The 21,587-nt window shown below is 69.3% G+C and carries 19 protein-coding genes; 14 read left to right on the top strand and 5 right to left on the bottom strand.

The window, feature by feature from the left end:
- The first annotated feature begins 25 nt into the window (after nt 1-25).
- Nucleotides 26-616, top strand: a complete 591-nt coding sequence (locus J2851_RS19450; RefSeq protein WP_209768140.1) for a nitrogen fixation protein NifQ — start codon at nt 26-28, stop codon at nt 614-616.
- Nucleotides 617-626: 10 nt separating this feature from the next.
- Here the strand turns inward: J2851_RS19450 and J2851_RS19445 are convergent, their stop codons facing one another.
- Complete coding sequence (locus J2851_RS19445; protein WP_209768139.1) at nt 627-2,060, bottom strand: tetratricopeptide repeat protein; 1,434 nt, start codon at nt 2,058-2,060, stop codon at nt 627-629.
- Nucleotides 2,061-2,109: 49 nt separating this feature from the next.
- Nucleotides 2,110-2,607 carry a hypothetical protein gene (locus J2851_RS19440; protein ID WP_209768138.1) on the bottom strand — a complete coding sequence of 166 codons (498 nt, stop codon included), beginning with the start codon at nt 2,605-2,607 and terminating at the stop codon, nt 2,110-2,112.
- Nucleotides 2,608-2,885: 278 nt separating this feature from the next.
- On the opposite strand from J2851_RS19440, the gene J2851_RS19435 reads away from it, so the two are divergent.
- From J2851_RS19435 to nifW, 6 genes are all read left to right on the top strand, one after another.
- On the top strand, nt 2,886-3,266 hold the full coding sequence (locus tag J2851_RS19435; RefSeq protein ID WP_209768137.1) for a HesB/IscA family protein: 381 nt from the start codon (nt 2,886-2,888) through the stop codon (nt 3,264-3,266).
- Between the two features lie 46 nt (nt 3,267-3,312).
- Nucleotides 3,313-4,236 (top strand): Fe-S cluster assembly protein NifU, encoded by a 924-nt coding sequence (gene nifU / locus J2851_RS19430; RefSeq protein ID WP_209768136.1) that lies wholly within the window; start codon nt 3,313-3,315, stop codon nt 4,234-4,236.
- A gap of 4 nt (nt 4,237-4,240) precedes the next feature.
- Nucleotides 4,241-5,446, top strand: coding sequence for a cysteine desulfurase NifS (gene nifS / locus J2851_RS19425; RefSeq protein ID WP_209768135.1), 1,206 nt, complete (start codon nt 4,241-4,243; stop codon nt 5,444-5,446).
- Nucleotides 5,447-5,719: 273 nt separating this feature from the next.
- Complete coding sequence (nifV, locus tag J2851_RS19420; protein WP_209768134.1) at nt 5,720-6,853, top strand: homocitrate synthase; 1,134 nt, start codon at nt 5,720-5,722, stop codon at nt 6,851-6,853.
- Nucleotides 6,854-6,870: 17 nt separating this feature from the next.
- A complete protein-coding gene (cysE, locus tag J2851_RS19415; RefSeq protein ID WP_209768133.1) occupies nt 6,871-7,719 on the top strand; it encodes a serine O-acetyltransferase in 849 nt (282 codons plus the stop codon).
- An 18-nt stretch (nt 7,720-7,737) separates the two neighbouring features.
- Nucleotides 7,738-8,067 (top strand): nitrogenase-stabilizing/protective protein NifW, encoded by a 330-nt coding sequence (gene nifW, locus J2851_RS19410; RefSeq protein ID WP_209768131.1) that lies wholly within the window; start codon nt 7,738-7,740, stop codon nt 8,065-8,067.
- Here nifW and J2851_RS19405 read toward each other — a convergent pair.
- Nucleotides 8,062-9,789: a tetratricopeptide repeat protein gene (locus J2851_RS19405; protein WP_209768130.1), complete on the bottom strand. Its 1,728-nt coding sequence runs from the start codon at nt 9,787-9,789 to the stop codon at nt 8,062-8,064. The two genes, nifW and J2851_RS19405, sit on opposite strands and share 6 nt — an antisense overlap.
- 245 nt (nt 9,790-10,034) lie before the next feature.
- Between J2851_RS19405 and J2851_RS19400 the strand changes: the two genes are divergently transcribed.
- The 6 genes from J2851_RS19400 (at nt 10,035) to J2851_RS19375 (ending at nt 16,350) form a co-directional block, all read left to right on the top strand.
- Nucleotides 10,035-10,886, top strand: coding sequence for an electron transfer flavoprotein subunit beta/FixA family protein (locus tag J2851_RS19400; RefSeq protein WP_209768128.1), 852 nt, complete (start codon nt 10,035-10,037; stop codon nt 10,884-10,886).
- Between the two features lie 42 nt (nt 10,887-10,928).
- Nucleotides 10,929-12,008, top strand: coding sequence for an electron transfer flavoprotein subunit alpha/FixB family protein (locus J2851_RS19395; protein WP_209768126.1), 1,080 nt, complete (start codon nt 10,929-10,931; stop codon nt 12,006-12,008).
- 29 nt (nt 12,009-12,037) lie between these two features.
- Entirely contained in the window at nt 12,038-13,339 is a 1,302-nt protein-coding gene (locus tag J2851_RS19390; RefSeq protein WP_209768124.1) for an FAD-dependent oxidoreductase, read from the top strand.
- Nucleotides 13,336-13,629, top strand: a complete 294-nt coding sequence (locus tag J2851_RS19385; RefSeq protein ID WP_209768123.1) for a ferredoxin family protein — start codon at nt 13,336-13,338, stop codon at nt 13,627-13,629. Before J2851_RS19390 ends, J2851_RS19385 begins: the two co-directional genes overlap by 4 nt.
- Nucleotides 13,630-13,870: 241 nt before the next feature.
- A complete protein-coding gene (locus J2851_RS19380; protein WP_209768121.1) occupies nt 13,871-14,170 on the top strand; it encodes a hypothetical protein in 300 nt (99 codons plus the stop codon).
- Nucleotides 14,171-14,358: 188 nt separating this feature from the next.
- The gene (locus J2851_RS19375) at nt 14,359-16,350 is read left to right on the top strand and encodes a methyl-accepting chemotaxis protein (protein ID WP_209768119.1); all 1,992 of its coding nucleotides are present in this window, start codon (nt 14,359-14,361) and stop codon (nt 16,348-16,350) included.
- Nucleotides 16,351-16,387: 37 nt separating this feature from the next.
- Here J2851_RS19375 and J2851_RS19370 read toward each other — a convergent pair whose 3' ends face one another.
- Complete coding sequence (locus J2851_RS19370; RefSeq protein ID WP_209768116.1) at nt 16,388-19,459, bottom strand: response regulator; 3,072 nt, start codon at nt 19,457-19,459, stop codon at nt 16,388-16,390.
- A gap of 287 nt (nt 19,460-19,746) precedes the next feature.
- Between J2851_RS19370 and J2851_RS19365 the strand changes: the two genes are divergently transcribed.
- Entirely contained in the window at nt 19,747-20,583 is an 837-nt protein-coding gene (locus tag J2851_RS19365) for a BglII/BstYI family type II restriction endonuclease (RefSeq protein WP_209768115.1), read from the top strand.
- A 7-nt stretch (nt 20,584-20,590) separates the two neighbouring features.
- On the opposite strand, the gene J2851_RS19360 is transcribed toward J2851_RS19365, so the two are convergent.
- Nucleotides 20,591-21,292, bottom strand: coding sequence for an MT-A70 family methyltransferase (locus J2851_RS19360; RefSeq protein ID WP_343206602.1), 702 nt, complete (start codon nt 21,290-21,292; stop codon nt 20,591-20,593).
- Nucleotides 21,293-21,587: the final 295 nt, after the last annotated feature.

The following is a 21,587-nucleotide window of genomic DNA, read 5'->3' as shown; positions in this document are numbered from 1 at the left end:
TCTTGCGCCGCCCCCGGAGGACGCCATGGGCATCCTGCATTCCGCCCCGCCGGGGGCGGGCGACACCGCCGCGCTCTACCGTTGGCTGACCGACCGGCAGGGCCGGTGCAACGTCTTCGACGGGCACCTGTTCGCCTGCATCCTGGCCCGCCGCTGGCCGGGCGGGGTCGGTGCGCTCGGCCTGTCCGACGTGGCCTTCACGCGCCTTCTCGAACGCTATTTTCCCGGCGCGCTCCAGGATGGGCTGCCGGTCGTGGAAGCCTCGCCCGCTCCCCTGCCCGCCCCTCTGCACGCCGAGTTCCGCGAGTTGGCCGAGCTGCTGCTCACCCACCGCTCGCAGGGCACCGACGAAGAGGTCTGGCTGGCCGCGATGATCGCGCGCGCCGCCCTGGACGGCGCCGAGCTGTGGCAGGATCTGGGGCTCAACGGCCCGCGCCACCTCGCCGCCATGATCGAACGCCACTTCCATCCGCTGGCCGTGCTGAACGCCGCTGGCACGCGGTGGAAGACCTTCCTCTACCGCTTCCTCTGCGCCCGCGACGGCCTGATCCCCTGCGGCGCCCCGCTGTGCCGCGACTGCGGCGCCGAGGCCGTGTGCTTCGGCGCGGGCGACTGACCTCCCCGTTTCAGACGTCCTTGACGCACGCGCCCACATGGGTGAAGGCGAACCGCGCGTCGATGGCGACGTCGGGGAATGCCAGGCCATGCCCGGAGTGCGCGCTGTCGTGCACCAGGCAGCAGTCCTCGATCAGCGGCCAAATATGGCGGCCGAGGAAGCGCTGATCCCGCAAGCGGCCGTCCTCGGGCGGCGGAGCCTCGCGCAGCAGGGGCGCGATGGGAGGCAGGACGCCGGCCCGTCCGCCCCACATGCCGGCCAGCATCAGGTCGGTGTGCAGGACGTGGTCGCGCATGACGTGAAAGGGCAGGTCTGAGGCGATCCAGGCCTCCACCGCCGCCTTTTCCCGGCTGTTCAGGCGGGAGTCGGCGTCCCGGCACAGGAAGTGGCTGACCGTCGGGTCGTCGGACACGAGGAAGCGCCAGAACAAGCCGTGCGTCGGTCCGCTGCCGGGCTCCATGGACACCAGTTCCGCCCCCGCGCCGGCCAGATCGTCCAGGACGGCGGCTGGAACGGAGTCGTCGTGATGGATGCGGCAAGTCCAGCCGGGATAGAACTCCGCCGCGAGACGGACATTCTCCAGCGCGCCGTGCGTGTAGAGCGGAGCGCTTCCCCACAGGCTGAAGCTGATGATCCGCCGCTTGCGGCCGGCCGGCGGCTGGGCGGCAAGCGGCGGAACCGGACTGGCCGGCCGGCCCTGCCGCGCATCCCACGCCTTTCGGGACAGGATGGCGCCGGCCTCGCGCGCCGCGTCTTCGCGCCGATCGCAGTGGAAGAGCGTCGCGGCCAGATATTCGCGCGCTTCCAAATGGTCGGATTTGAGGAGGCAGGCCCGCCGGAAGATGGTCGCCGCCGCCTCCATCCGACCGGCGTTGCAGGCGGCGATGCCAAGATTGTAGTGGATCAGGAAGGAGTCCGGGACCAGCACGGACGCGGCACGATACGCCGCAAACGCCGCGCTCCAGGCCCCCTGGTCGAAACGGGCGTCCCCCAGCCTGGCGAGGATGGCGGCATCGTCGGGACGCAAGCGCGACGCCTCCTCGAACGCCGCTTCGGCGCCGGCCGGATCCGTTGCCTGCAGGCAGTGGGCTCCGCGATCGCGAAGAAGCTCCACCAGAATGCCGGCGGCGTCCGGCGCACCGAGAGAGTGCGCCAGCCGGTAGGCGTCCATGGCCGCGTCCGTACGGCCGGCCGCGCGCAGCAGGTTGCCATGGTTGGCGTGAAACTCCGCGGAGTCCGGACGCCGGGCGATGGCCTTTCCGATGCGGTCCAGCCCATCCTCCAGGCGCCCGGTCTGGCCCAGCAGGATGCCGGAGAGATGAAGGGCATCCGGATTCTCGGGGTCCGCATCCAGCACGCGGCTGTAGACGTCTTCCGCGTCGCCCAGGCGTCCGGCGCTGTGCAGGTCGAAAGCCAGGAGGAGTGCTTCGGATACGGTCGCCATGGTCGACACATAGCCCAAGGCCGGGCGCCGCTTCAAGCGATTGCCCTGCTCACTCCCCTTCCACGCCCTTCGCCAGCGCGGCGATCACGCCATAGCCGACATGATCCAGCGGATCGATCGCCGCCAGCCTGTCGAGGATCGCCCGCGCGTCGGCCAGCCGGTCGCGGCGGAGATTGATGAAGGCCAGCGCCTTCAGGGTGAACAGGAAGAAGCGCTGCGGCCCCTCCTTCGTCCATTCCGTGCTGTCGGCGGTCAAGCTCCGCCAGTCGCCGGAAAAGCCGCCCTCGCGCGCCGCGGCCTCCAGCCCGATCTGCGCGACGCGCTCCGCATCCGCGAACCGCTTGCGGTTGAAGTAGAACTTGTAGAGCGCGTAGTAGACCGGCAGCACCCGCGGCCCGAGCCGGTGCGCCTCCCACAGCAGCTCCTCGCACCGCTCCGGCACCTCGCGGGCCTTCACGGCGGCCTGAAGGCGCTCGTCGATGTGCTCCGGCACGTCGCCGAAGGCCATGCGCCCGTCGGGAATACGCAACTCGATCGGCCGGTCCATCGCCGCCCCCTCCGTTGTTGTCCGTTACCATCAGCCCGACCGACGATCTTGTATGGTGTGATGCCGGCCGGAGCGAAAGCCCCCACTTCGCTTGTGCGTCCTTTCGTCGCAGCTGTCGCAAACCCGACATGACCCCGATCCGACAATTGTCGGGAACGCGCCAGGGGTGCGCACCTGACAATCATGCAAAATCAAACACTTACAAGTTGGCACGCCGCTTGCCTATTCCAAGCCAGGATCGGTCGGCAACCCCGACAATGCATGTGGAGGCGGCAGACATGGTGACCCTGACGGATGCGGCGGTGAACACCCTGGAGCGCGTTCTGGCGAAGTCCGGTGGTGCGGCGGCGGGCCTGCGCATCGCGGTGGCCGACGGCGGCTGCGCCGGCATGAAGTACCAGATGGGCCTGGAGGCCGAGGCGGGCGAGGACGACACCGTCCTGACCTTCGGCCCCGTGACGATCTTCGTGGACTCCAACAGCCAGCCCTTCCTCGACGGCGTGGTGGTCGATTTCGTCGAAGGGGTCGAGGGCTCCGGCTTCAAGTTCGACAACCCGAACGCGGCGAGCACCTGCGGCTGCGGCAAGTCCTTCTCGGCCGGCCCGGGCGGCAGCTGCTCCTCGGCGTCGCCGTCCTCGGGCTGCGGCACCACGCACTGAATTCCGAACTCTCCCCAACCCGGTCACGCGGGAAAGGCAAGGCGTCATGTGGAACTACACCGACAAGGTCAAGGAACACTTCTTCAACCCGAAGAACGCCGGCGCGCTGGATGAGGCGAACGCCGTGGGCGAGGTCGGGTCGATCACCTGCGGCGACGCCCTGAAGCTGATGATGAAGGTCAACCCCGACACCCAGGTGATCGAGGAGGCGAAGTTCCAGACCTTCGGCTGCGGCTCGGCCATCGCGTCCTCGTCGGCGCTGACGGAGATGATCATCGGCAAGACGGTGGACGAGGCGCTGGTCGTCACCAACCGCGACATCGCCGAGTATCTGGGCGGCCTGCCGCCGGAGAAGATGCACTGCTCCGTCATGGGGGCGGAGGCTCTGCGCGCCGCCATCGCCAACTACAAGGGCGAGGAGTGGGTCGACGACCACGAGGAAGGCGAGCTGGTCTGCAAGTGCTTCGGCATCGACGCGGCGATGATCGAGCGCGCGGTGACCGTCAACAACCTGACCACGCTGGAAGAGGTCACCCACTACACCAAGGCCGGCGGGTCCTGCCAGACCTGCCACGAGAAGATCGAGGAGGTGCTGGAGGCCGTGCTCGCCAAGACCGGCGCGCTGGACAAGCCGAAGGCGCACCCGCCGGGCACCGTGGGCCTCGACGCCATCAAGCCGCTGGCCCCGAAGGCCGAGGCTCCGGCGGCGCCTGCGAAGCTGACCAACGTGCAGCGCATGCAGAAGATCATGGTCGCCATCGAGGAGCTGCGCCCGCAGATCCAGCGCGACGGCGGCGACGTGGAACTGGTGGACATCGACGGCAAGGACATCTACGTCCGCCTGACCGGCGCCTGCTCCGGCTGTTCGCAGTCGGCCGGCACCATGATGGGCGTGCAGGCCAAGCTGGTCGAGGCGCTGGGCGAGTTCGTCCGCGTCAAGCCCGCCTCCCTCCTGCCGGCGGGAGCGTAACGCCATGACGGAACAAGGCATCTACCTCGACAACAACGCCACGACCCGCGTCGATCCGGAAGTGCTGGCGGAGATGCTGCCCCTCTTCACGGAGCATTTCGGCAACCCGTCCTCCATGCACGGCTTCGGCGCCGCGGTCGGCGGCAAGATCGAATGGGCGCGCAAGCAGGTCCAGGCCCTGCTGGGGGCCGCCCACGACAGCGAGATCGTCTTCACCTCCGGCGGCACGGAAAGCGACAACACCGCCATCCTGTCGGCGCTGGAGGCCTACCCTAAGAAGCGCAGCATCGTGACCAGCGTGGTGGAGCACCCGGCGGTCCTGTCGCTCTGCGAGTATCTGGAGAAGAAGCGCGGCTACACCGTCCACCGCATCGGCGTGGACGGCCAGGGCAACCTGGACATGGACGCCTACAAGGCCGCGCTGGGTCCGGACGTCGCCATCGTCTCCATCATGTGGGCGAACAACGAGACCGGGACGATCTTCCCGATCGAGGAGCTGGCGACGCTCGCCAAGGCCGCGGGTGCCGTGTTCCACACCGACGCGGTGCAGGCGGTCGGCAAGATCCCGATGAAGCTCGCCGACAGCGCGGTCGACATGCTGTCGCTGTCCGGCCACAAGCTGCACGCGCCCAAGGGCATCGGCGCGCTCTACGTCAAGCGCGGCCTGCGCTTCCGCCCGATGCTGCGCGGCGGCCACCAGGAGCGCTCGCGCCGCGCCGGCACGGAGAACGCGCCGGGCATCGTGGGCTTGGGCGCGGCGGCGCAGCTGGCGCTCCTGCACATGACCGACGAGAACACGCGGGTCAAGGCGCTGCGCGACAAGCTGGAAAAGGCCATCCTGGCCGCGGTGCCCGCCTGCTTCGTCACCGGCAACCCGGCCAACCGCCTGCCCAACACCTGCAACATCGCCTTCGAATACATCGAGGGCGAGGCGATCCTCCTGCTGCTGAACGAGCACGGCATCGCGGCCTCCTCCGGCTCCGCCTGCACGTCCGGCTCGCTGGAGCCCAGCCACGTGATGCGGGCCATGGGCGTGCCCTACACCGCCGCCCACGGCGCCACGCGCTTCTCCCTGTCGCGCGAGACGACCGAGGCGGAGATCGACCGCGTGATCGAGGTCGTCCCCGGCATCATCGCCAAGCTGCGCTCCCTGTCGCCCTACTGGTCGCAGGGCGGTGCAACCAAGGAGTTCGCACCCGTCTATTCATAAAGGGCTTTATTCCTAACACCGAGATCGCAGGCCGGGCCGGGCCCACGCCCCGGCAACCCGCCCGACGACACCCGCCGGGACGTGGATCCCCGGCCCGGTCTGCGACCATAGTCCGGCTGTGTTGCCCCCACCCTAACCCTCCCCCGCTGCGCAGGGGAGGGAACTCCGCCGGCTCCGCAAAAAAGCCCTCCCCTGCGAAGCGGGGGAGGGAGGGACCCGCGAAGCGGGAGGGTGGGGGCACCACCGCGACGCTCTTACCAAGGACCCTGCACCATGCCGATGGGCGGTTCCGCCATCATCAACGACACGACGCTGCGCGACGGGGAACAGACGGCGGGCGTGGCCTTCACGCTCGACGAGAAGATCGCCATCGCCCGCGCGCTCGACCAGGCCGGCGTGCCGGAGCTGGAGATCGGCATCCCCGCCATGGGCGAGGAGGAGCGCGAGGGCATCCGCGCCGTCGCCTCGCTCGGCCTGACGGCGCGGCTCATGGTCTGGTGCCGCATGCACGACACCGACCTGAAGGCGGCGCTGGACTGCAACGTGGGCTTCGTCAACCTGTCGATGCCCGTCTCCGACATCCACATCACCAAGAAGCTGAAGCGCAGCCGCGCCTGGGCGCTCGCCGAGATCGAGCGCAAGGTGAAACAGGCCCGCGATCATGGCTTCGAGGTCAGCCTGGGCGGCGAGGACTCCTCGCGCGCCGACATGGACTTCGTGGTTGCCGCGGCCACCGTGGCGCAACAGGCCGGCGCCCGCCGCTTCCGCTTCGCCGACACGCTGGGCGTGCTCGACCCCTTCCAGACGCGCGCCTGCATCGAGCGGCTGCGCCGGGCCACCGACCTGGAGATCGAGATCCACGCCCACGACGACCTGGGCCTCGCCAACGCCAACTCGCTGGCCGCCGTGCTGGGCGGGGCGACGCACGTCAACACCACCGTCAACGGGCTGGGCGAGCGCGCCGGCAACGCCCCGCTGGAGGAGGTGGTGATGTCGCTGAAGGTGCTGTACGGCATCGACACCGGCGTCGGCACGCGCATGCTGGGTCCCATCTCCGACCTGGTGGAGCGCGCGTCCAACCGGCCGGTGGCGGTCAACAAGTCCATCGTCGGCGACGCGGTCTTCACGCACGAGGCCGGCATCCATGTGGACGGGCTGCTGCGCGACCGCGCCACCTACCAGAACTTCGACCCCGCCGAGGTCGGCCGCGAGCATCGCATCGTGCTGGGCAAGCATTCCGGCACCGCGGCGGTGAAGATGGCCTATGGGCAGCTCGGCCTCGCCTGCGACGACGGGCTGGCGCAGGCGGTGCTGCCGCGGGTCCGCGCGCTCGCCACCCGCGCCAAGCGGGCGCCGACGCCGGACGAACTGCTCGCCTTCCACCGCGACGCCGCCACCCGGCGCTAAAGCCCATGGAGGACCCGATGGCCGCCATCGACGCTCATTCGGATCTGCCCACCGTGAATGGCACCAGCCTGTGGCAGCTGCTGCGCGAGGACGTGGCCTGCGTCTTCGACCGCGACCCGGCCGCGCGCAACGTGCTGGACGTGCTGACCTGCTATCCGGGCATCCACGCGCTGGCCATGCACCGGGTCGCCAACGCCGCCTGGCGCCGCGGCTTCCGCTGGCCGGCGCGTTTCCTGTCCTATCTGGCGCGCGCGCTGACCAACATCGACATCCACCCCGGCGCCACCATCGGCCACCGCTTCTTCATCGACCACGGCGCCGGCGTGGTGATCGGCGAGACGGCGGAGGTCGGCGACGACGTCACGCTCTACCACGGGGTGACGCTGGGCGGCACCTCCTGGAACAAGGGCAAGCGCCACCCGACGCTGGGCGACGGCGTGCTGGTCGGCTCCGGCGCTAAGATCCTGGGGCCGATCACGGTGGGGGCGGGCTGCCGCGTCGGCGCGAACTCCGTCGTCACCAAGGACGTGCCGGACGGCATGACGGTCGTCGGCATCCCTGGTCGCGTCGTGCGGGCGGACACGCAGCGCCACCTCGCCGCGCACGGCATCGACCTCGACCACCACCTGATGCCGGACCCCGTGGGCAAGGCCATCGCCTGCCTGATCGACCACATCAACCGCATCGAGGCGCGGCTGGAGGCGCACACGACAGAGGAGGCCGCGCGCCTCACCCCGCTGTCGGAGGCGTCATTGGACGGTGTCGCCTGCCACGCCTGCGGCAACCTGTGCGACCAGGAGGGCTGCGGCGCGCCCGGACACGGCGCCCCGGACGGCGCGCTCCGCGCCGACCACTACGTGATCTGAACGAGAAGGAACCCCGCCATGAGCTTCAAGGACGACCTGGACGATCTGGAGACCGCGGAGGACTTCCTGCGCTTCTTCAACGTCCGCTACGAGCAGCGCGTGGTCAACGTGAACCGCCTGCACATCCTGCAGCGCTTCCACGACTATCTGGCCGCCGACACCGGCCTGGAGTCGCTGGACGACGAGGGCATGACCGCCCGCTACCACGCCCACCTGGAGCGCGCCTACCAGGACTTCGTGGTGTCCAACGCCATCGCTGAAAAGACCTTCAAGGTCCACCAGGAGGAAGCGCGCAAGATGGCCGACCGCTTCGTCCCGCTCGACGCGCTGCTCAACCCATCTTCATAACAAGGCCAGCTCCGTGGCGACGCGGTCGAGCACCGGCCGCCAGTCGCCGATGCGTTCCTGACGGAAGACGCGGGCCGTCGGGTACCAGGGGCTGTCCTCCCGGCCGTCCAGCCAGCGCCAGCAGCCATCGAAGCGCGACAGCACCCACAGCGGCACGCCCAGCGCTCCGGCGAGGTGCGCGACCGACGTGTCGACGCTGATGACAAGGTCCAGCCGGCGCACCAGCGCCGCCGTGTCGGCGAAGTCCGCGACCTCCGCCATCACGTCCAGGATGCGGCCGGCGAAGGGCGGTTCCACCGCCTGCGCCGCGGCGGCCCCCTTTTGAAGACTGACCAACCGCAGGCCGGGCAGATCCAGCAGCGGCGCGAAGCCGGCGAGCGGGATGCTGCGGCGCATGTCGGCGTGGCTCCACCGCGGGTCGGTGACGTGCGGATCGCCGGCCCAGACCAGCCCGACAGTCAGTGTTCCATCGGCCAGCGCCCCGTCGCCGGTCGGCCAAAGCCCGGCGAAGCGCTCCTCCCCCGCGGCGGTGCCGTCCAGGTAGGGAACCGCCGCCGGCACGCTGTCCAGCGTCGTGCCGAACAGGGCCGGCAGGCTCATCAGCGGGCAAATCAGATCGAAGTCCGGGGCGGCGCCCAGCGGGTGGACCTCCGCCACGCCCTCCACCCGCGAGAACAGGCGCAGCAGCGCCGGCAGGCATTCCACCACCACCCGTCCGCCGGCCCGCGCCACCATGGGGGCGTAGCGGATGAACTGCAGCGCGTCCCCGTGCCCTTGCTCCCCGTACAGGAGGATGGTGCGCCCCTGCAAGGGCTCGCCACGCCACCACGGCCGCCCCCGGTCGGGGATGTGCACATCACGTTCGAAACGCGCCTCGAAGGCGGGCCACCCCTCCCGGTAGCGGCCGGTGATCAGCAGCGCGTGGGCGAGGTTGAACCGCGCGTCCACGCGATCCGGCGAGAGCCGCGCCGCCCTGTGGTACGGGGCGACGGAATCCTCGTGCCGGCCGAGGTCGCCCAAGGTGACGCCCAGGTTGAACCAGCCGCCCGCATCCGCCGGATCCACGGCCAGCGCCTTGCGGTAAAGCCCGGCCGCCTCGGCAAAGCGGCCGTCGGTCTTCACTGAGTCCGCCAGCGCGACGCGCGCCGGGGCGTGCCCGGGATCGCGCGCCAGCAACGCGCGGAACACGGCTTCGGCCGCCGGCCCATCGCGCAGCGCCAAATACAGGCCGCCAAGCCCAGCCATGATCCGCTCATCGTTCGGGGCGAGCACCGCCGCCCGACCCATCGGGACCAGCGCCTCCGCCGACCGGTCGGCGTCGCGCAGCGCCGCTCCCAAGTTGCCCCAGGCCAGCGCGTCGTCCGGCCGGGCCGCCACGGCCGCCCGGTAGCATCGCGCCGCCAAATCCGGCCGGCCCGCGTCGAACAGGGCGTCCCCGGCCCGCAGCAGCCCCGACCCCACCGCCGCGCCATCCCCCCGCGCGGCCTTCACCAGATTGCCGCGGTAGACCGCCGAGGCGGGGTTGATCGCCACGGCTTGTGCGATCAGCGACACGGCCTCCTGCACCCGCCCGCCCTGCGCCCGGACCACGCCCAGCAGATGCAGCGCGTCGGGGTGCAGCGGCGCGTCGGCCAGGATGCCGGCGTAGGCCTCCGCCGCCGCGGCGAGCTGGCCGGACTGGTGCAGGCGGACGGCGTCGGAGAGAAGGAGGGTGGCGGACATGGTGGTCCGGGAGCCTACACGGCGCCCCCGAACGCGGCCAGCCGCTTTCTGTAGCGAAGGCGACATCGCGACTGTTTGTCGTCTTTGTGACAATGAGACGCAGGCGTGTTTCTATCAGAGAATCAAAGACTTACCGCACCCGCACAAAGCTGGCACGCCGCTTGCTGGTAGGACCAGCGCCGCCCCGCTGGACGGGTGGCCGACAGAATGGGCCGCCAGACGGGGCCGACAGCAAGGAGACCGGGATGCACATCGTTGTCTGTATCAAGCAGGTGCCCGACAGCGCCCAGATCCGCATCCACCCCGTGACCAACACGATCATGCGTCAGGGCGTCCCGGCCATCATCAACCCCTTCGACCTCTTCTCGCTGGAGGAGGCGCTGCGGATCAAGGACCGGACCGGCGCGCGCGTCACCGTCCTGACCATGGGGCCGCCGATGGCCGAAACCTCGTTGCGCAAGGCGCTGTCGCTCGGCGCCGACGACGCGGTGCTGCTCACCGACCGCAAGTTCGCCGGCTCCGACACGCTGGCGACCTCCTACGCGCTGACCTCCGCCATCAAGAAGCTGTCGGAGGAGGAGCCGGTGGACCTCGTCTTCTGCGGCAAGCAGACGGTGGACGGCGACACGGCGCAGGTCGGCCCGGGCATCGCGACGCGGCTGGGCTTCCAGCAGCTGACTTACATCGCCAAGATCGAGGCGATCGACGAGGCCGCGAAGGAAATCGTCGTGCACCGCCGCTCCGAAGGCGGCGTGCAGGTGATGAAGACCAAGCTGCCCTGCATGATCACCATGCTGGAAGGCACGAACACCATCCGCTTCGGCAAGATGGACGACATGTTCCGCGCCGCCCGCTACGGCCTGAAGACCTGGAGCAAGGACACCACCGGCGCCGACGAGACGAAGGTCGGGCTGAAGGGCTCCCCCACCGTGGTGTCGAAGGTCTTCGTGCCGAAGCCGCGCGCCGAACGGGCGAAGATGGTGGAAGCCGAGGGCGGCAGCCCCGACGCGCTGGCCGCCGCCGCCGTGGAGGCCATCTTCGGCGCCCAGCCGAAACTCGCCGACGACCTGCTCGGCCGTGCCGCCGCCGGGCTGTGACGCGCCGTCCCTGACAGACCCTTTTCGCCGGAGCAACCGCCGATGAGCGAACCAAGCAAGCCGCAGGGACGCAAGTTCCAGCTTCCCGAGCACCTGAAGGAATACAAGGGCATCTGGGTGATCGTGGAGCAGGAGCGCGGCTCCGTCCATTCCGTGTCGTGGGAGCTGGTGGGCGAGGCCCGCAAGCTCGCCGACAAGCTGGGCGTCGAGGTGGGCGCGGTCGTGCTGGGCGCCGACAGCCCGGCGCTGAACACCATCTGCGCCGAGGCTTTCACCTATGGCGCCGACGTCGTCTACAAGGTCGCCGACCCGGTGCTCAGCGAATACCGCACCGATCCCTACTGCCGGGTGATGACCGATGTGGTCAACGCCTACAAGCCGGAGATCGTGCTGCTGGGCGCCACCACGCTGGGCCGTGACCTGGCGGGCGCCATCGCCACCACGCTGGCGACCGGCCTGACCGCCGACTGCACGGAACTCGACATCTACATGGACAACCGCTCGCTGGCGGCCACCCGGCCGACCTTCGGCGGCACGCTCCTCTGCACCATCCAGACGCTGGCCTACCGGCCGCAGATGGCCACCGTGCGCCCACGCGTCATGTCCATGCCGGACCGCGACGACAGCCGCAGCGGCCGGATCGTGGAGGTCTTCCCGTCGCTCCGCGAGGACGACGTGATCACCAAGGTCCTGAACTTCATCGCCGACCGCGAGCAGACGGAGGCGCAGCTGGCCTATGCCGACGTCATCGTCGCCGGCGGCAAGGGGCTGGGCAAGCCGGAGAACCTGAAGCTGGTCTTCGACCTGGCGAAGGTGCTCGGCGGCGAGGTCGGGGTGACCCGGCCGCTGGTGCAGGCGGGCTGGACCACCTTCGACCGGCAGGTCGGGCAGACCGGCAAGACCGTGCGCCCGAAGCTGTACATCGCCGCCGGCGTGTCCGGCGCCATCCAGCACCGGGTCGGCATGGAGAAGGCCGACCTGATCCTGGCCATCAACACCGACCCCAACGCGCCGATCTTCGACTTCGCCCATCTGGGGCTGGTCGGCGACGCGCTGACCATCCTGCCCGCCCTGACCGACGCCTTCGGCAAGCGCCTCTCGGTCAACCGGCTGGCCGGCTGAATTTCCGGACGAACAGGAGCCAAAACGACATGGTCGAAAAGTTCGACGCCATCGTCATCGGTGCCGGCCCGTCCGGCAACGCGGCGGCCTACACGCTGGCCAAGCAGGGCCTCAGCGTGCTCCAGCTGGAGCGCGGGGAGTATCCCGGCGCCAAGAACGTCCAGGGCGGCATCATGTACGCCGCGGAGCTGGAGAAGATCATCCCCGACTTCCGGGACGACTGCCCGACCGAGCGCCACATCATCGAACAGCGCATCTGGCTGTTGGGCGACGACAACTACATCGGCACCAACTACCGGTCGGACGCCTTCAACACGGAGACGCCGAACCGCTACACCATCATCCGCGCCAACATCGACAAGTGGTTCTCGGAGAAGATCCGCGCGGCCGGCGGCCTGCAGATCTGCGAGACCACGGTGACGGAGCTGATCCACGACGCCGCCGGCAAGGTGATCGGCGTGCGCACCGACCGCGAGGGCGGGGAGATCCACGCCGACGTGGTCATCATGGCCGACGGCGTGAACGCCCTGCTCGCCAAGCGGTCCGGCTACCAGAAGGAGCTGGCGCCGGAGAACGTCGCGCTGGCCGTCAAGGAAATCCTGTTCATCGATCCCGAGCTGATCCAGCAGCGCTTCGGCCTGAAGGGCGACGAGGGCGTGGTCATCGAGATCATGGGCAAGGTGACCAAGGGCATGGTCGGCACCGCGTTCCTCTACACCAACAAGGAATCGCTGACGATCGGCATCGGCTGCCTGATCTCCGACTTCAAGCAGGGCAGCGTCCCGCCCTACAAGATGCTGGAGGACCTGAAGAACCACCCGGTCATCAAGCCCCTGATCGAGGGGGCGGAGATGAAGGAATACGCCGCCCACATGATCCCGGAGGGCGGCTACAAGGCGGTTCCGCAGCTCTATGGCGACGGCTGGATGGTGGTCGGCGACGCCGCCCACTTCAACAACGCCGCGCACCGCGAAGGCTCCAACCTCGCCATGGCGTCGGGCCGCATGGCGGCGGAGACGGTGATCGAGCTGAAGACGGCGGGCAAGCCCTTCAGCGCCGCCAACCTCGCCGCCTACAAGGCGAGGCTCGACGACAGCTTCGTCATGAAGGACCTGAAGAAGTACCGGAACCTGCCGGGGATCATGCACGAGAACAAGCAGTTCTTCGGCGCCTACCCCGACACGCTGACCGCCGCGGCGCACAACTGGTTCACCGTCGACAGCGTGGACAAGCGGACGAAGGAGAAGGAAATCATGAAGTCCTTCGTCAAGAAGCGCTCCGTCCTGGGGCTGGTCGGCGACGCAATCAAGCTGGTGAGGGCCGTGCGATGAGCATCGTGGTCAAGATCGAAGAGAAGCTGTACCAGAACCGCTACATCGTCGACGAAAGCCGCCCGCACATCCGCATCCGCAGCGAGGCGGAGTGCAAGAGCTGCACGTCCCAGGCCTGCACCGTCTGCTGCCCGGCCGCCTGCTACAGCAAGAACGAGGCGGGCACGGTGACGCTGGTCACCGACGGCTGCCTGGAATGCGGCACCTGCCGCGTGATCTGCCAGGACAAGGAAAATATTCAGTGGGACTACCCGCGCGGCGGCTACGGCATCAGTTATAAGTTCGGTTGAGGACGGCCGCCCAGCCTTTGCGCTTTCCGCATGGTGGTGAGCGTGGCGGGCGGTGGCGTCCCTCTCCTATCCGCCAAGACTTCGAACCCCTTCCCTGACGCCAGGGAAGGGGTTTCTTCGTTTGCGGCCCGTTTTGCTTGAATTGGCGCGTCCCTTACCTTTGGGCACTGGCAGCTTGCGGTTGCCGCGGGCATATCTCTGGCAGGGACGACGCCGGCGCGACAACGGAGGGAGACGTGCCATGCAGCTTCGTGTCTGCTTTGAAAACATGGAATCGGTGAACGTCAACGACGCGGCCATGATGCGGCATTACGCGGAAAGCTACCTGGCCGATTTCCGTCCGGAATGGGCCGGCTTCATCATGCTGCCGCACAATGAGACTCGGCGCGCCACCATGGAGCCCGCCTGGCAGATGCTGATCCGCAACGCCACGCCGGACACGGAACGCCGGCTGGTCGAGTATATCCGCGGCAACCCCATGGCCGCCTATCACGTCCACGTCTATCGCAAGGACCGCGGAAACGAAACGAAGGTCCATTGATCGGGAATTTCTGCCGCCGCGATGCATTCCTGCTTGGTCGCGGCGGCGGATTGTTTCAATGGGTAACATATGCACACGTTGTATTTTGCGTTATTCGCAATTTCTTTACAAATTTAGACACACACTCGCATCGGACAACCCAAAACAGCGGCGGCGCCTGAACGCCGCCCAATACAGGGGAAGACACGATGCGGCTCTCCATCAAGGCCATTCTTCTGTGTGTGCTGACCATGCTCGGCGGTCTTCTGGCCGTGAGCGACCTGTTGGGAATGCGCGCGCTCAACGTCTCGAACCAGGGGTTGCGCACGGTTTACGAAGATCGCGTCGTTCCCCTGCGCGACCTGAAGATCATCTCCGACGCCTACGCCGTCTTCATCGTCGACGCCTCGCACAAGGCGCGGAACGGCAACTTCACCTGGGACGAGAGCCTGTCGTCGGTGCAGAAGGCCAAGACCGACATCCGGGAGCGCTGGAACGCCTACCTCGCCACCTTCATCGAGGGCGAGGAGCGCGCGCTGATCGACGAGACGAAGCCGCTGATGGTGAAGGCCGACGCGGCCGTGGAACGGCTGATCCGCACCCTGGCCGCCAAGGATGCGGCGGGGCTGGACGACTTCGTGAAGAAGGAGCTGTACCAGACCATCGACCCCGTCACCGACCACATCAGCGCGCTGATCGACCTTCAGGTGCGCATTGCCGGCGAACGCTACGCCGATGCGGAAGCCGCTTTCGAGACGGCGCGGCTGACCTCCTGGGTCCTGCTGGCCCTGGGTTCGGCCATGGTCGTGCTTGGCGGGCTGGTGGTGCTCCGGCGGGTCGTGCGCCCCATCGACGCGCTGACCACGATCATGCGGCGGATGGCCGGCGGCGACTACGCGGTCGCGGTGCCCGGTGCCGAAAAGGAGGACGAGGTCGGCCAGATGGCCCGCGCGGTCGAGGTGTTCAAGGCCAACGGGCTGGAGAACCAGCGGATGCGCGCCGACCAGGAGCGCGAGCGCGAACAGGCCGAGGCCGCCAAGCGCGCCGCGCTGGAGAGCATGGCCGAAACCGTGGAGCGGGAAACCCGCAACGCCGTGGATCGCGTCGCGGAGCGCACGCGCCGCATGGAGGACAACGCCGAAGCCATGGCCGGCTCCGCCGGGGCCGTCGGCGTGAACAGCCAGTCCGTGGCCGCCGCCTCCGAACAGGCCCTGCGCAACGCCCAGACCGTCGCCGCCGCGACCGAGGAGCTGGCCGCCTCCATCCGCGAGATCGGCACCCAGGTCGGCCAGGCCAGCAGCATCACGCGCCGGGCCGTGGACAGCGGGGACGGCGCGCGGGCGACGATCCAATCCCTGTCGGAGGCGGTTGCCCGCATCGGCGACGTCGCCCTCCTGATCCAAAACATCGCCAGTCAGACCAACCTGCTGGCGCTCAACGCGACGATCGAGGCCGCTAGGGCCGGCGAGGCGGGCAAGGGCTTCGCGGTCGTGGCGCAGGAGGTCAAGAACCTCGCCAACCAGACGGCCAAGGCCACCGAGGACATCGCCCGGCAGATCGCCGAGATCCAGGCCGTGACCGGCAGCGCGGTGGACGCCGTGACCCAGATCACCGGCAGCATCACCGATGTGGACCACGTCGCCTCCACCATCGCCGCGGCAGTCGAGGAGCAGGCGGCGGCAACGCAGGAGATCGCGCGGAACGTCAACGACACCGCCGACGCCGCGCGGGAGGTGTCGCGCCGCATCGCCGAAGTCTCCCGCGAGGCCTCCTCCACCGGCGACCGCGCCGCCGACGTGCGCGTCATCGCCGACCAGGTGTCCAGCAGCATCGACGAGCTGCGCAGCATCCTCGTCCGCGTCGTCCGCACCTCGATGACCGAGGTCGACCGCCGCCGCGACACCCGCTTCGAGGCGAACCTGCCAGTGCTGGTGGAGACGCCGTCCGGGACGCGGTCCTGCCGCCTGCTCAACCTCTCCACCGGCGGCGCCGCGCTGGACGGCTGGTCCGACGCCGCCACCGGCACCCGCGCCACGCTTCGCCTCGACGGCGTCCCGGTGCCGGTTCCGGTCCGCGTCGTGGGGGTGGAGCACACGACCTGCCACGTGCGGTTCGACCTGACGGAGGCCGGGCAGTCCGATTTCGACCGCCATTTCGCCAGCTTCGTGAAGCAGCGCGGCCTGCGCGCCCTGGCGGCGTAGGCGGCCGGCACAAGGGGGATAGCGCAGGGGTACGGCCCTACCGCGCCCCGCGGATGAAGCCGGCGACGCGGGCGAGTTCGTCGCCGGCCTGCGCGACCAGGGCGTCCAGCCCGTCCAGACGCTTGTCGACGCAGGCCAGCTCGATCGCGTCGCCCACCGCGGCCAGGTCGCGGGCGCCGACGGTGCGGGAGGAGCCGGCCAGCTTGTGCGCGGCCTGGCGCACGTCGTCCCAGTCCCGCGCGCCGAAAGCCGTGACGAGGCGGTCCCGCGTGGCGGTGTTGGAACTGACGAATTCCTCCAGCAGCTGGCCGACGAATTCGGTGTCCCCGTCGAACAGAGTGGACAGCGCCCCCAGGTCGATCGGCGGAACCTCGGAAACGGCCGACACGGACGCGACGGGCGCCACGCCCGGAACGATAACCGGCGCCACAGCCGACGCCATGGCCGGCGCCTCCCCGCCACCGTCCGGGTGCGGCAGGTAGCGGTCGAGGATGCGTCGGAGCTGCCCGATCTCCAGCGGCTTGGAAATGCTGGCGTCCATGCCCGTCGCCAGGCATTTCTGCACCTCGCCCTCCATGGCGTTGGCGGTGATGGCGACGATCGGCAGGCGGGTCCGGCCGGTCGCGGTCTCCTCCGCGCGGATCGCCTGGGTCAGCTCGAAGCCGTCCATCTCCGGCATCTGGCAGTCGGTCAGCAGCAGGGCGTAGGGGCGTCGGCGCCAGCGCTCCAGCGCCTGGGCGCCGTCCTCCACCAGTTCCGCCGTGTGGCCGAGCAGGGTCAGCTGGCGCTGGATGACCTGACGGTTGGTCGGGTGGTCCTCCGCCACCAGGATCAGACGCCCGGCGGCCAGGGCCTCCTCCACGGACAGGGCCGGGGCCGGCGCGGCGGGCTTGGCCTTCGGCGGCTCCACCGCCACCTCGTCGGCGGCCACCCGGCCGGCGGCGGCCAGGACGGCGCGGACCAGATGGGCGCGGCGCACCGGGCGCGCCAGCGGCACAATTCCGCCCGCGGCCCCGCCGGGGACCGCCGCTGCCACCGTCGGGGTCAGCAGCACGCGCCCGCGCGGAGCGTCCGCATGGGCGTCAAGCGGCGCCAGGTCCACCTCCGACGCCGCGACCACCACGTCGCAGGCGGTTCCGGGCAGCAGAGCCGCCAGCCCGGCCTCCGCGTCCGGGGCGTCCACCAGCAGCGCGCCGTCGGCGTTGAGGTAGCGCGCGAGGAAGCGCCGCTCCTCCGCGTCCGGGGCCAGCAGCAGGACCGACACCCCGCCGAGCGGCGGCGCGGCGACCGCCGGCTCCGCCGTTTCCGAATCCGGGGCAAGGCCGGTGGTGAAGGTGAACCAGAAGGACGCGCCCTGCCCCGGCTCGCTCGACACGCCGATCTCCCCGCCCATCAGCTCGGCAAGGCGCCGGCAGATGGACAGCCCCAGCCCGGTCCCGCCGAAGCGCCGGGTGATGGAGGCCTCGGCCTGGGTGAAGGGGCGGAACAGGCGGGCCTGCGCCTCCTTCGAAATGCCGATGCCCGTGTCGGTCACCGTGATGCGGATGGTCGCCTTGCCCTCCTCGAACCGCGCCAGTTCGGCCCGGATCTTGACGGAACCCGCTGGCGTGAACTTCACCGCGTTGCCCGCGATGTTGAACAGAACCTGGCGGATGCGCACGGGATCGCCCATCACCAGGGCCGGCAGGTCCGGGTCGACGTAGGTGATCAGCGACAGCGTCTTCTTGCGGGCGCCGGGGGCCAGCGTGTCGGCCACACCCTCCACCACGGCGGCCAGCGACACCGGCACGCGCTCCAGGTCCAGCCGCCCGGCCTCGATCTTCGAGAAGTCGAGGATGTCGTTGATGATGGTCAGCAGCGCCCCTGCCGAATCGCGGACCACCGCGACCAGCTCCCGCTGCTCCGCGGTCAGGGGCGTGAACTCCAGAAGCTCCAGCATGCCCTGGACGCCGTTCATGGGCGTGCGGATCTCGTGGCTCATGGTCGCCAGGAACAGCGACTTGGCTTGGTTGGCGGCCTCCGCCTCGGCCCGCGCGGCCTCCGCGGCCTCGGTCGCCTCGACCAGCTCGCGCGTGCGCTCCACCACCTGGCTTTCCAGGCTGCGGTTCAGCTCGGTCAGCTCCTCGTACAGGTGCACGTTGTCGAAACCGACCGCGACCTTGGAGCAGAAGACCTCCAGAAGCCGCCGCTCGTCCTCCGTCAGGGCGCGGCGGTGGGCGAGGTAGAAGACCGTGTCGTGGTGCCGCGAGGCGGAGCGGAAGACCAGCAGGCTGTGCGTGCGCTCGAACCGGCCGCGCCCGTCGGCCAGCGCCTCCGCCACCGCGCCGGCCACCTCCACGGGCAGGGCCGCGCGAACCGGGCGAACTTCGGCATGGAGGTGGCCGCCGGCGAAGGGGCCGCCGGCAAGAGGACCGCTTCCGCCCAGCAGCAGCGGTTCGCGCACCCCCCCGCCCTCCGCCGACCGGATGCACAGGGCCACCCCCTCGCAGGACGGCCAAAGCTCGGCCAGCTTGGCCACGGTGCCGCCGACGAACTCCGCCATCGTGCGCTTGTCGAGCAGCGCGGAGGAGGCGTCCAGGATGCGCTCCAGCCCCTGCCGGTGCGCCTCGATCGCCGTGATGTCCTGATAGCCGCGCAGGGCCGCGACGACGGAGGTGAACAGCTTCTGCGCCGTCAGCTCGGTCTTCGACTTGTAGTCGTTGATGTCGTAGTTGAGGATGACGTCGCGTTCGGGCGCCTGCCCCGGCTGGCCGGTGCGCAGGATGATGCGCACCCGGCGGTTGTTCAGCTCGCTGCGGATGAAGCGAACCAGCCGCAGGCCGGCGTCATCCGATTCCATGACCACGTCGAGCAGGACCACGGCGATCGCCGGGTTCTGTTCCAGCAGGGTCCGCGCCTCCAGCGCCGTGCCCGCGGACAGGAACTGCGCCGGCCGGCCTTCGAAGGTGAAGCCGCGCAGGACCATCTTGGTGGTGGCGTGGATGGCCGGGTCGTCGTCGACGATCAGGATGACCCAGGGCTCGGCCGGCTCCTGCGCGTCTTCCTTTGCCGCAGCGGATTCGGTGTCGGTGACCGGCTCGTCGTCGGCGAAAAGAAAATCGTCGCTCATCCAGAAGCCTCCGAACCCAGCACGGCACCAGCTTGACCACAGGCCCCCAAAAAAGGCCCCCGAACACAGGCGAAATTCCGCGACGCGTGTGTCCGGGCGCGGGAAGATACCATGGACCGCAGTTCGATGAACAGCGCACCGCCGCCGGATCACAACCTTTCGGGTCCGGGTTGACCCGATGTCGCGGGCCCGCGGAATCAGTGGATCCGGCGAACGGCCAAGACCATGCTGGCGGAGCCGCCCGCCCTCAGGGCCCCCACTCTCCCGCCGTCCGTGGCCGCCCCACCATGACCGACCTGTTCGCCTGCCTGCACGACGCGGCCCCGATCATCTCGGCCCGCGACCCCGACGTGGACGGCCTGTTCCCGCCGGACTTCCACGCGCTCTACGAGGTCCACAGCTTCCGCAACGCCGCCCGCATCCTGGCCCACGCCTGCCGCAGCGAGTTCGACGAGATGATCCGGACGCTGATGGCCTTCCGCATCCGGACGGAGGAGATCGTCACCTCCGGCGGCAACAAGTCGCGCATCGCGAAGAACATGGAGGACCTGCTGAACCCGCTGGGCTGGCACGAGACGCGCATCCAGGGCGACCTGTTCATCCGCCGCATCATCACGACGCGGGACCCGCGGCCCGGCCACGCCCCGCGCCGGCGGGAGCCGGTCGCCCGCCAGCACGAAGAGCTGTTCAAGGTCGAGCGCTTCATCGACGGGCACAAGATCGACTTCGTGAAGGGCCGCGTGTCCTTCGACATGGAATGGAACAGCAAGGACCAGACCTTCGACCGCGACCTCTACGCCGCCCGCACCTTCTACGAATGCGGGGTGGTCAGCGCCGGCGTCCTGCTGACGCGCAGCGCCGACCTGGTGCCCCTGTTCCAGGACATCGCCCGGCGCGTCGACATGAAGGACTTCCACAACAAGTACGGCGCCAGCACCACCTGGATGCCGAAGCTGCTCTACCGCCTGAACGCCGGCCGTGGCGGCGGCTGCCCGATCCTGGTGCTGGGCATGCGCCCGGCCCTGGTCTCCGACTTCGACGCCTGGAAGCAGGACCACCCCGTCATCCGCCAGGCGAAGTTCGAGGTCGGCGACGGAGTGTCCCTGGAAACCGAAGAGGCGTGATCGCCCCTCACTCCACGGCCGCGTCCCGATCGACGGCGGAGTTGTAGGCGTAGGTCTTCCAGGTCGGTTCGTAGCTGTCGTCGGCCTGGTTGCCCCAGACCGCCCAGTTCGGCCGGGCGCCGCGGGCGAACAGCTCCAGATAGGGGCCGGGGCTGCAGGACTCGATCAGCTCATACTGCTCGTCGGGTTTGCGCGAATGCTCGCGCTTGCGGGTGCCGAGATAGTTCACCTGCGTCCGGCCGGGGGCCAGCGTGCGAGCGTTCTTGCCGCGCACGCCGAACAGGATCAGCTCCGTCACGTTGCGGAAGTAGAAGCCCACCCCGCGCCCGTCGGAGCCGCCGTCCTTGCGCAGCTTGTGCCAGACGATGTTGGTCTTGTACTCGAACCCCCAGGCGTTCATCACCTGCAAGCCTTCGGGCAGCAGGGCGTTGGGAACCCACAGGTAGAGATGCGCGGTCGGCGCCACGACGCCGGCCACCGGCAGCGCGCAGATCGCCTCCACCGTCATGGTGCCGTAGCGCGACAGGCGGCGGTGCTCCGGCGCCATCTTGCCAGTGCGGTTGACGAACCGCCAGGGCGGGTCGGCCATCACCGTGGCGAATCGCCGCCCTTCGGCGAACTCCGCAAGCTCCTTCACGGGGTCGGGAGTTTCCGTCTCGCCCATCTCAGACTGGCCTTCCGTGGATGTCATGGCCTTGGGCTTGTTCACCCAACGTGCTCATGAGCCGCATGCTGGCACGCCCGCCCGCGCACCGTCAAGGCAGCGCTTGGAGGCTGGCGAAAGCGCCGGAGGCGGACGTTTGGCCGCACCCGCGCCGCGTGCAGATCACACATGGGAATGCGCTAAAGTGGAAACGGCGGGCGGAATTGGCCACCCGCCGTTTTCAAAGGAGGACCAGGCATGAACAAAATGCCTTTCCTCCTGGTTCTCCGGTATCGGCGCTGGCGGCTTGAAATCCGCCTGACGCAGATCTGAGGCCAGGAGAAGGCCGGTGGGTGTAGCA

It is taken from the genome of Azospirillum rugosum, assembly GCF_017876155.1.
Lineage (GTDB): Bacteria > Pseudomonadota > Alphaproteobacteria > Azospirillales > Azospirillaceae > Azospirillum > Azospirillum rugosum.
This window is presented reverse-complemented; position numbering and strand designations above follow the sequence as displayed.

Bases quoted from the DNA above. Each gene is read 5' to 3' on its own strand.
- J2851_RS19450 (WP_209768140.1), top strand. From the start codon at position 26: ATGGGCATCCTGCATTCCGCCCCGCCGGGGGCGGGCGACACCGCCGCG.
- J2851_RS19445 (WP_209768139.1), bottom strand. From the start codon at position 2,060: ATGGCGACCGTATCCGAAGCACTCCTCCTGGCTTTCGACCTGCACAGC.
- J2851_RS19440 (WP_209768138.1), bottom strand. From the start codon at position 2,607: ATGGACCGGCCGATCGAGTTGCGTATTCCCGACGGGCGCATGGCCTTC.
- J2851_RS19435 (WP_209768137.1), top strand. From the start codon at position 2,886: ATGGTGACCCTGACGGATGCGGCGGTGAACACCCTGGAGCGCGTTCTG.
- nifU (WP_209768136.1), top strand. From the start codon at position 3,313: ATGTGGAACTACACCGACAAGGTCAAGGAACACTTCTTCAACCCGAAG.
- nifS (WP_209768135.1), top strand. From the start codon at position 4,241: ATGACGGAACAAGGCATCTACCTCGACAACAACGCCACGACCCGCGTC.
- nifV (WP_209768134.1), top strand. From the start codon at position 5,720: ATGCCGATGGGCGGTTCCGCCATCATCAACGACACGACGCTGCGCGAC.
- cysE (WP_209768133.1), top strand. From the start codon at position 6,871: ATGGCCGCCATCGACGCTCATTCGGATCTGCCCACCGTGAATGGCACC.
- nifW (WP_209768131.1), top strand. From the start codon at position 7,738: ATGAGCTTCAAGGACGACCTGGACGATCTGGAGACCGCGGAGGACTTC.
- J2851_RS19405 (WP_209768130.1), bottom strand. From the start codon at position 9,789: ATGTCCGCCACCCTCCTTCTCTCCGACGCCGTCCGCCTGCACCAGTCC.
- J2851_RS19400 (WP_209768128.1), top strand. From the start codon at position 10,035: ATGCACATCGTTGTCTGTATCAAGCAGGTGCCCGACAGCGCCCAGATC.
- J2851_RS19395 (WP_209768126.1), top strand. From the start codon at position 10,929: ATGAGCGAACCAAGCAAGCCGCAGGGACGCAAGTTCCAGCTTCCCGAG.
- J2851_RS19390 (WP_209768124.1), top strand. From the start codon at position 12,038: ATGGTCGAAAAGTTCGACGCCATCGTCATCGGTGCCGGCCCGTCCGGC.
- J2851_RS19385 (WP_209768123.1), top strand. From the start codon at position 13,336: ATGAGCATCGTGGTCAAGATCGAAGAGAAGCTGTACCAGAACCGCTAC.
- J2851_RS19380 (WP_209768121.1), top strand. From the start codon at position 13,871: ATGCAGCTTCGTGTCTGCTTTGAAAACATGGAATCGGTGAACGTCAAC.
- J2851_RS19375 (WP_209768119.1), top strand. From the start codon at position 14,359: ATGCGGCTCTCCATCAAGGCCATTCTTCTGTGTGTGCTGACCATGCTC.
- J2851_RS19370 (WP_209768116.1), bottom strand. From the start codon at position 19,459: ATGAGCGACGATTTTCTTTTCGCCGACGACGAGCCGGTCACCGACACC.
- J2851_RS19365 (WP_209768115.1), top strand. From the start codon at position 19,747: ATGACCGACCTGTTCGCCTGCCTGCACGACGCGGCCCCGATCATCTCG.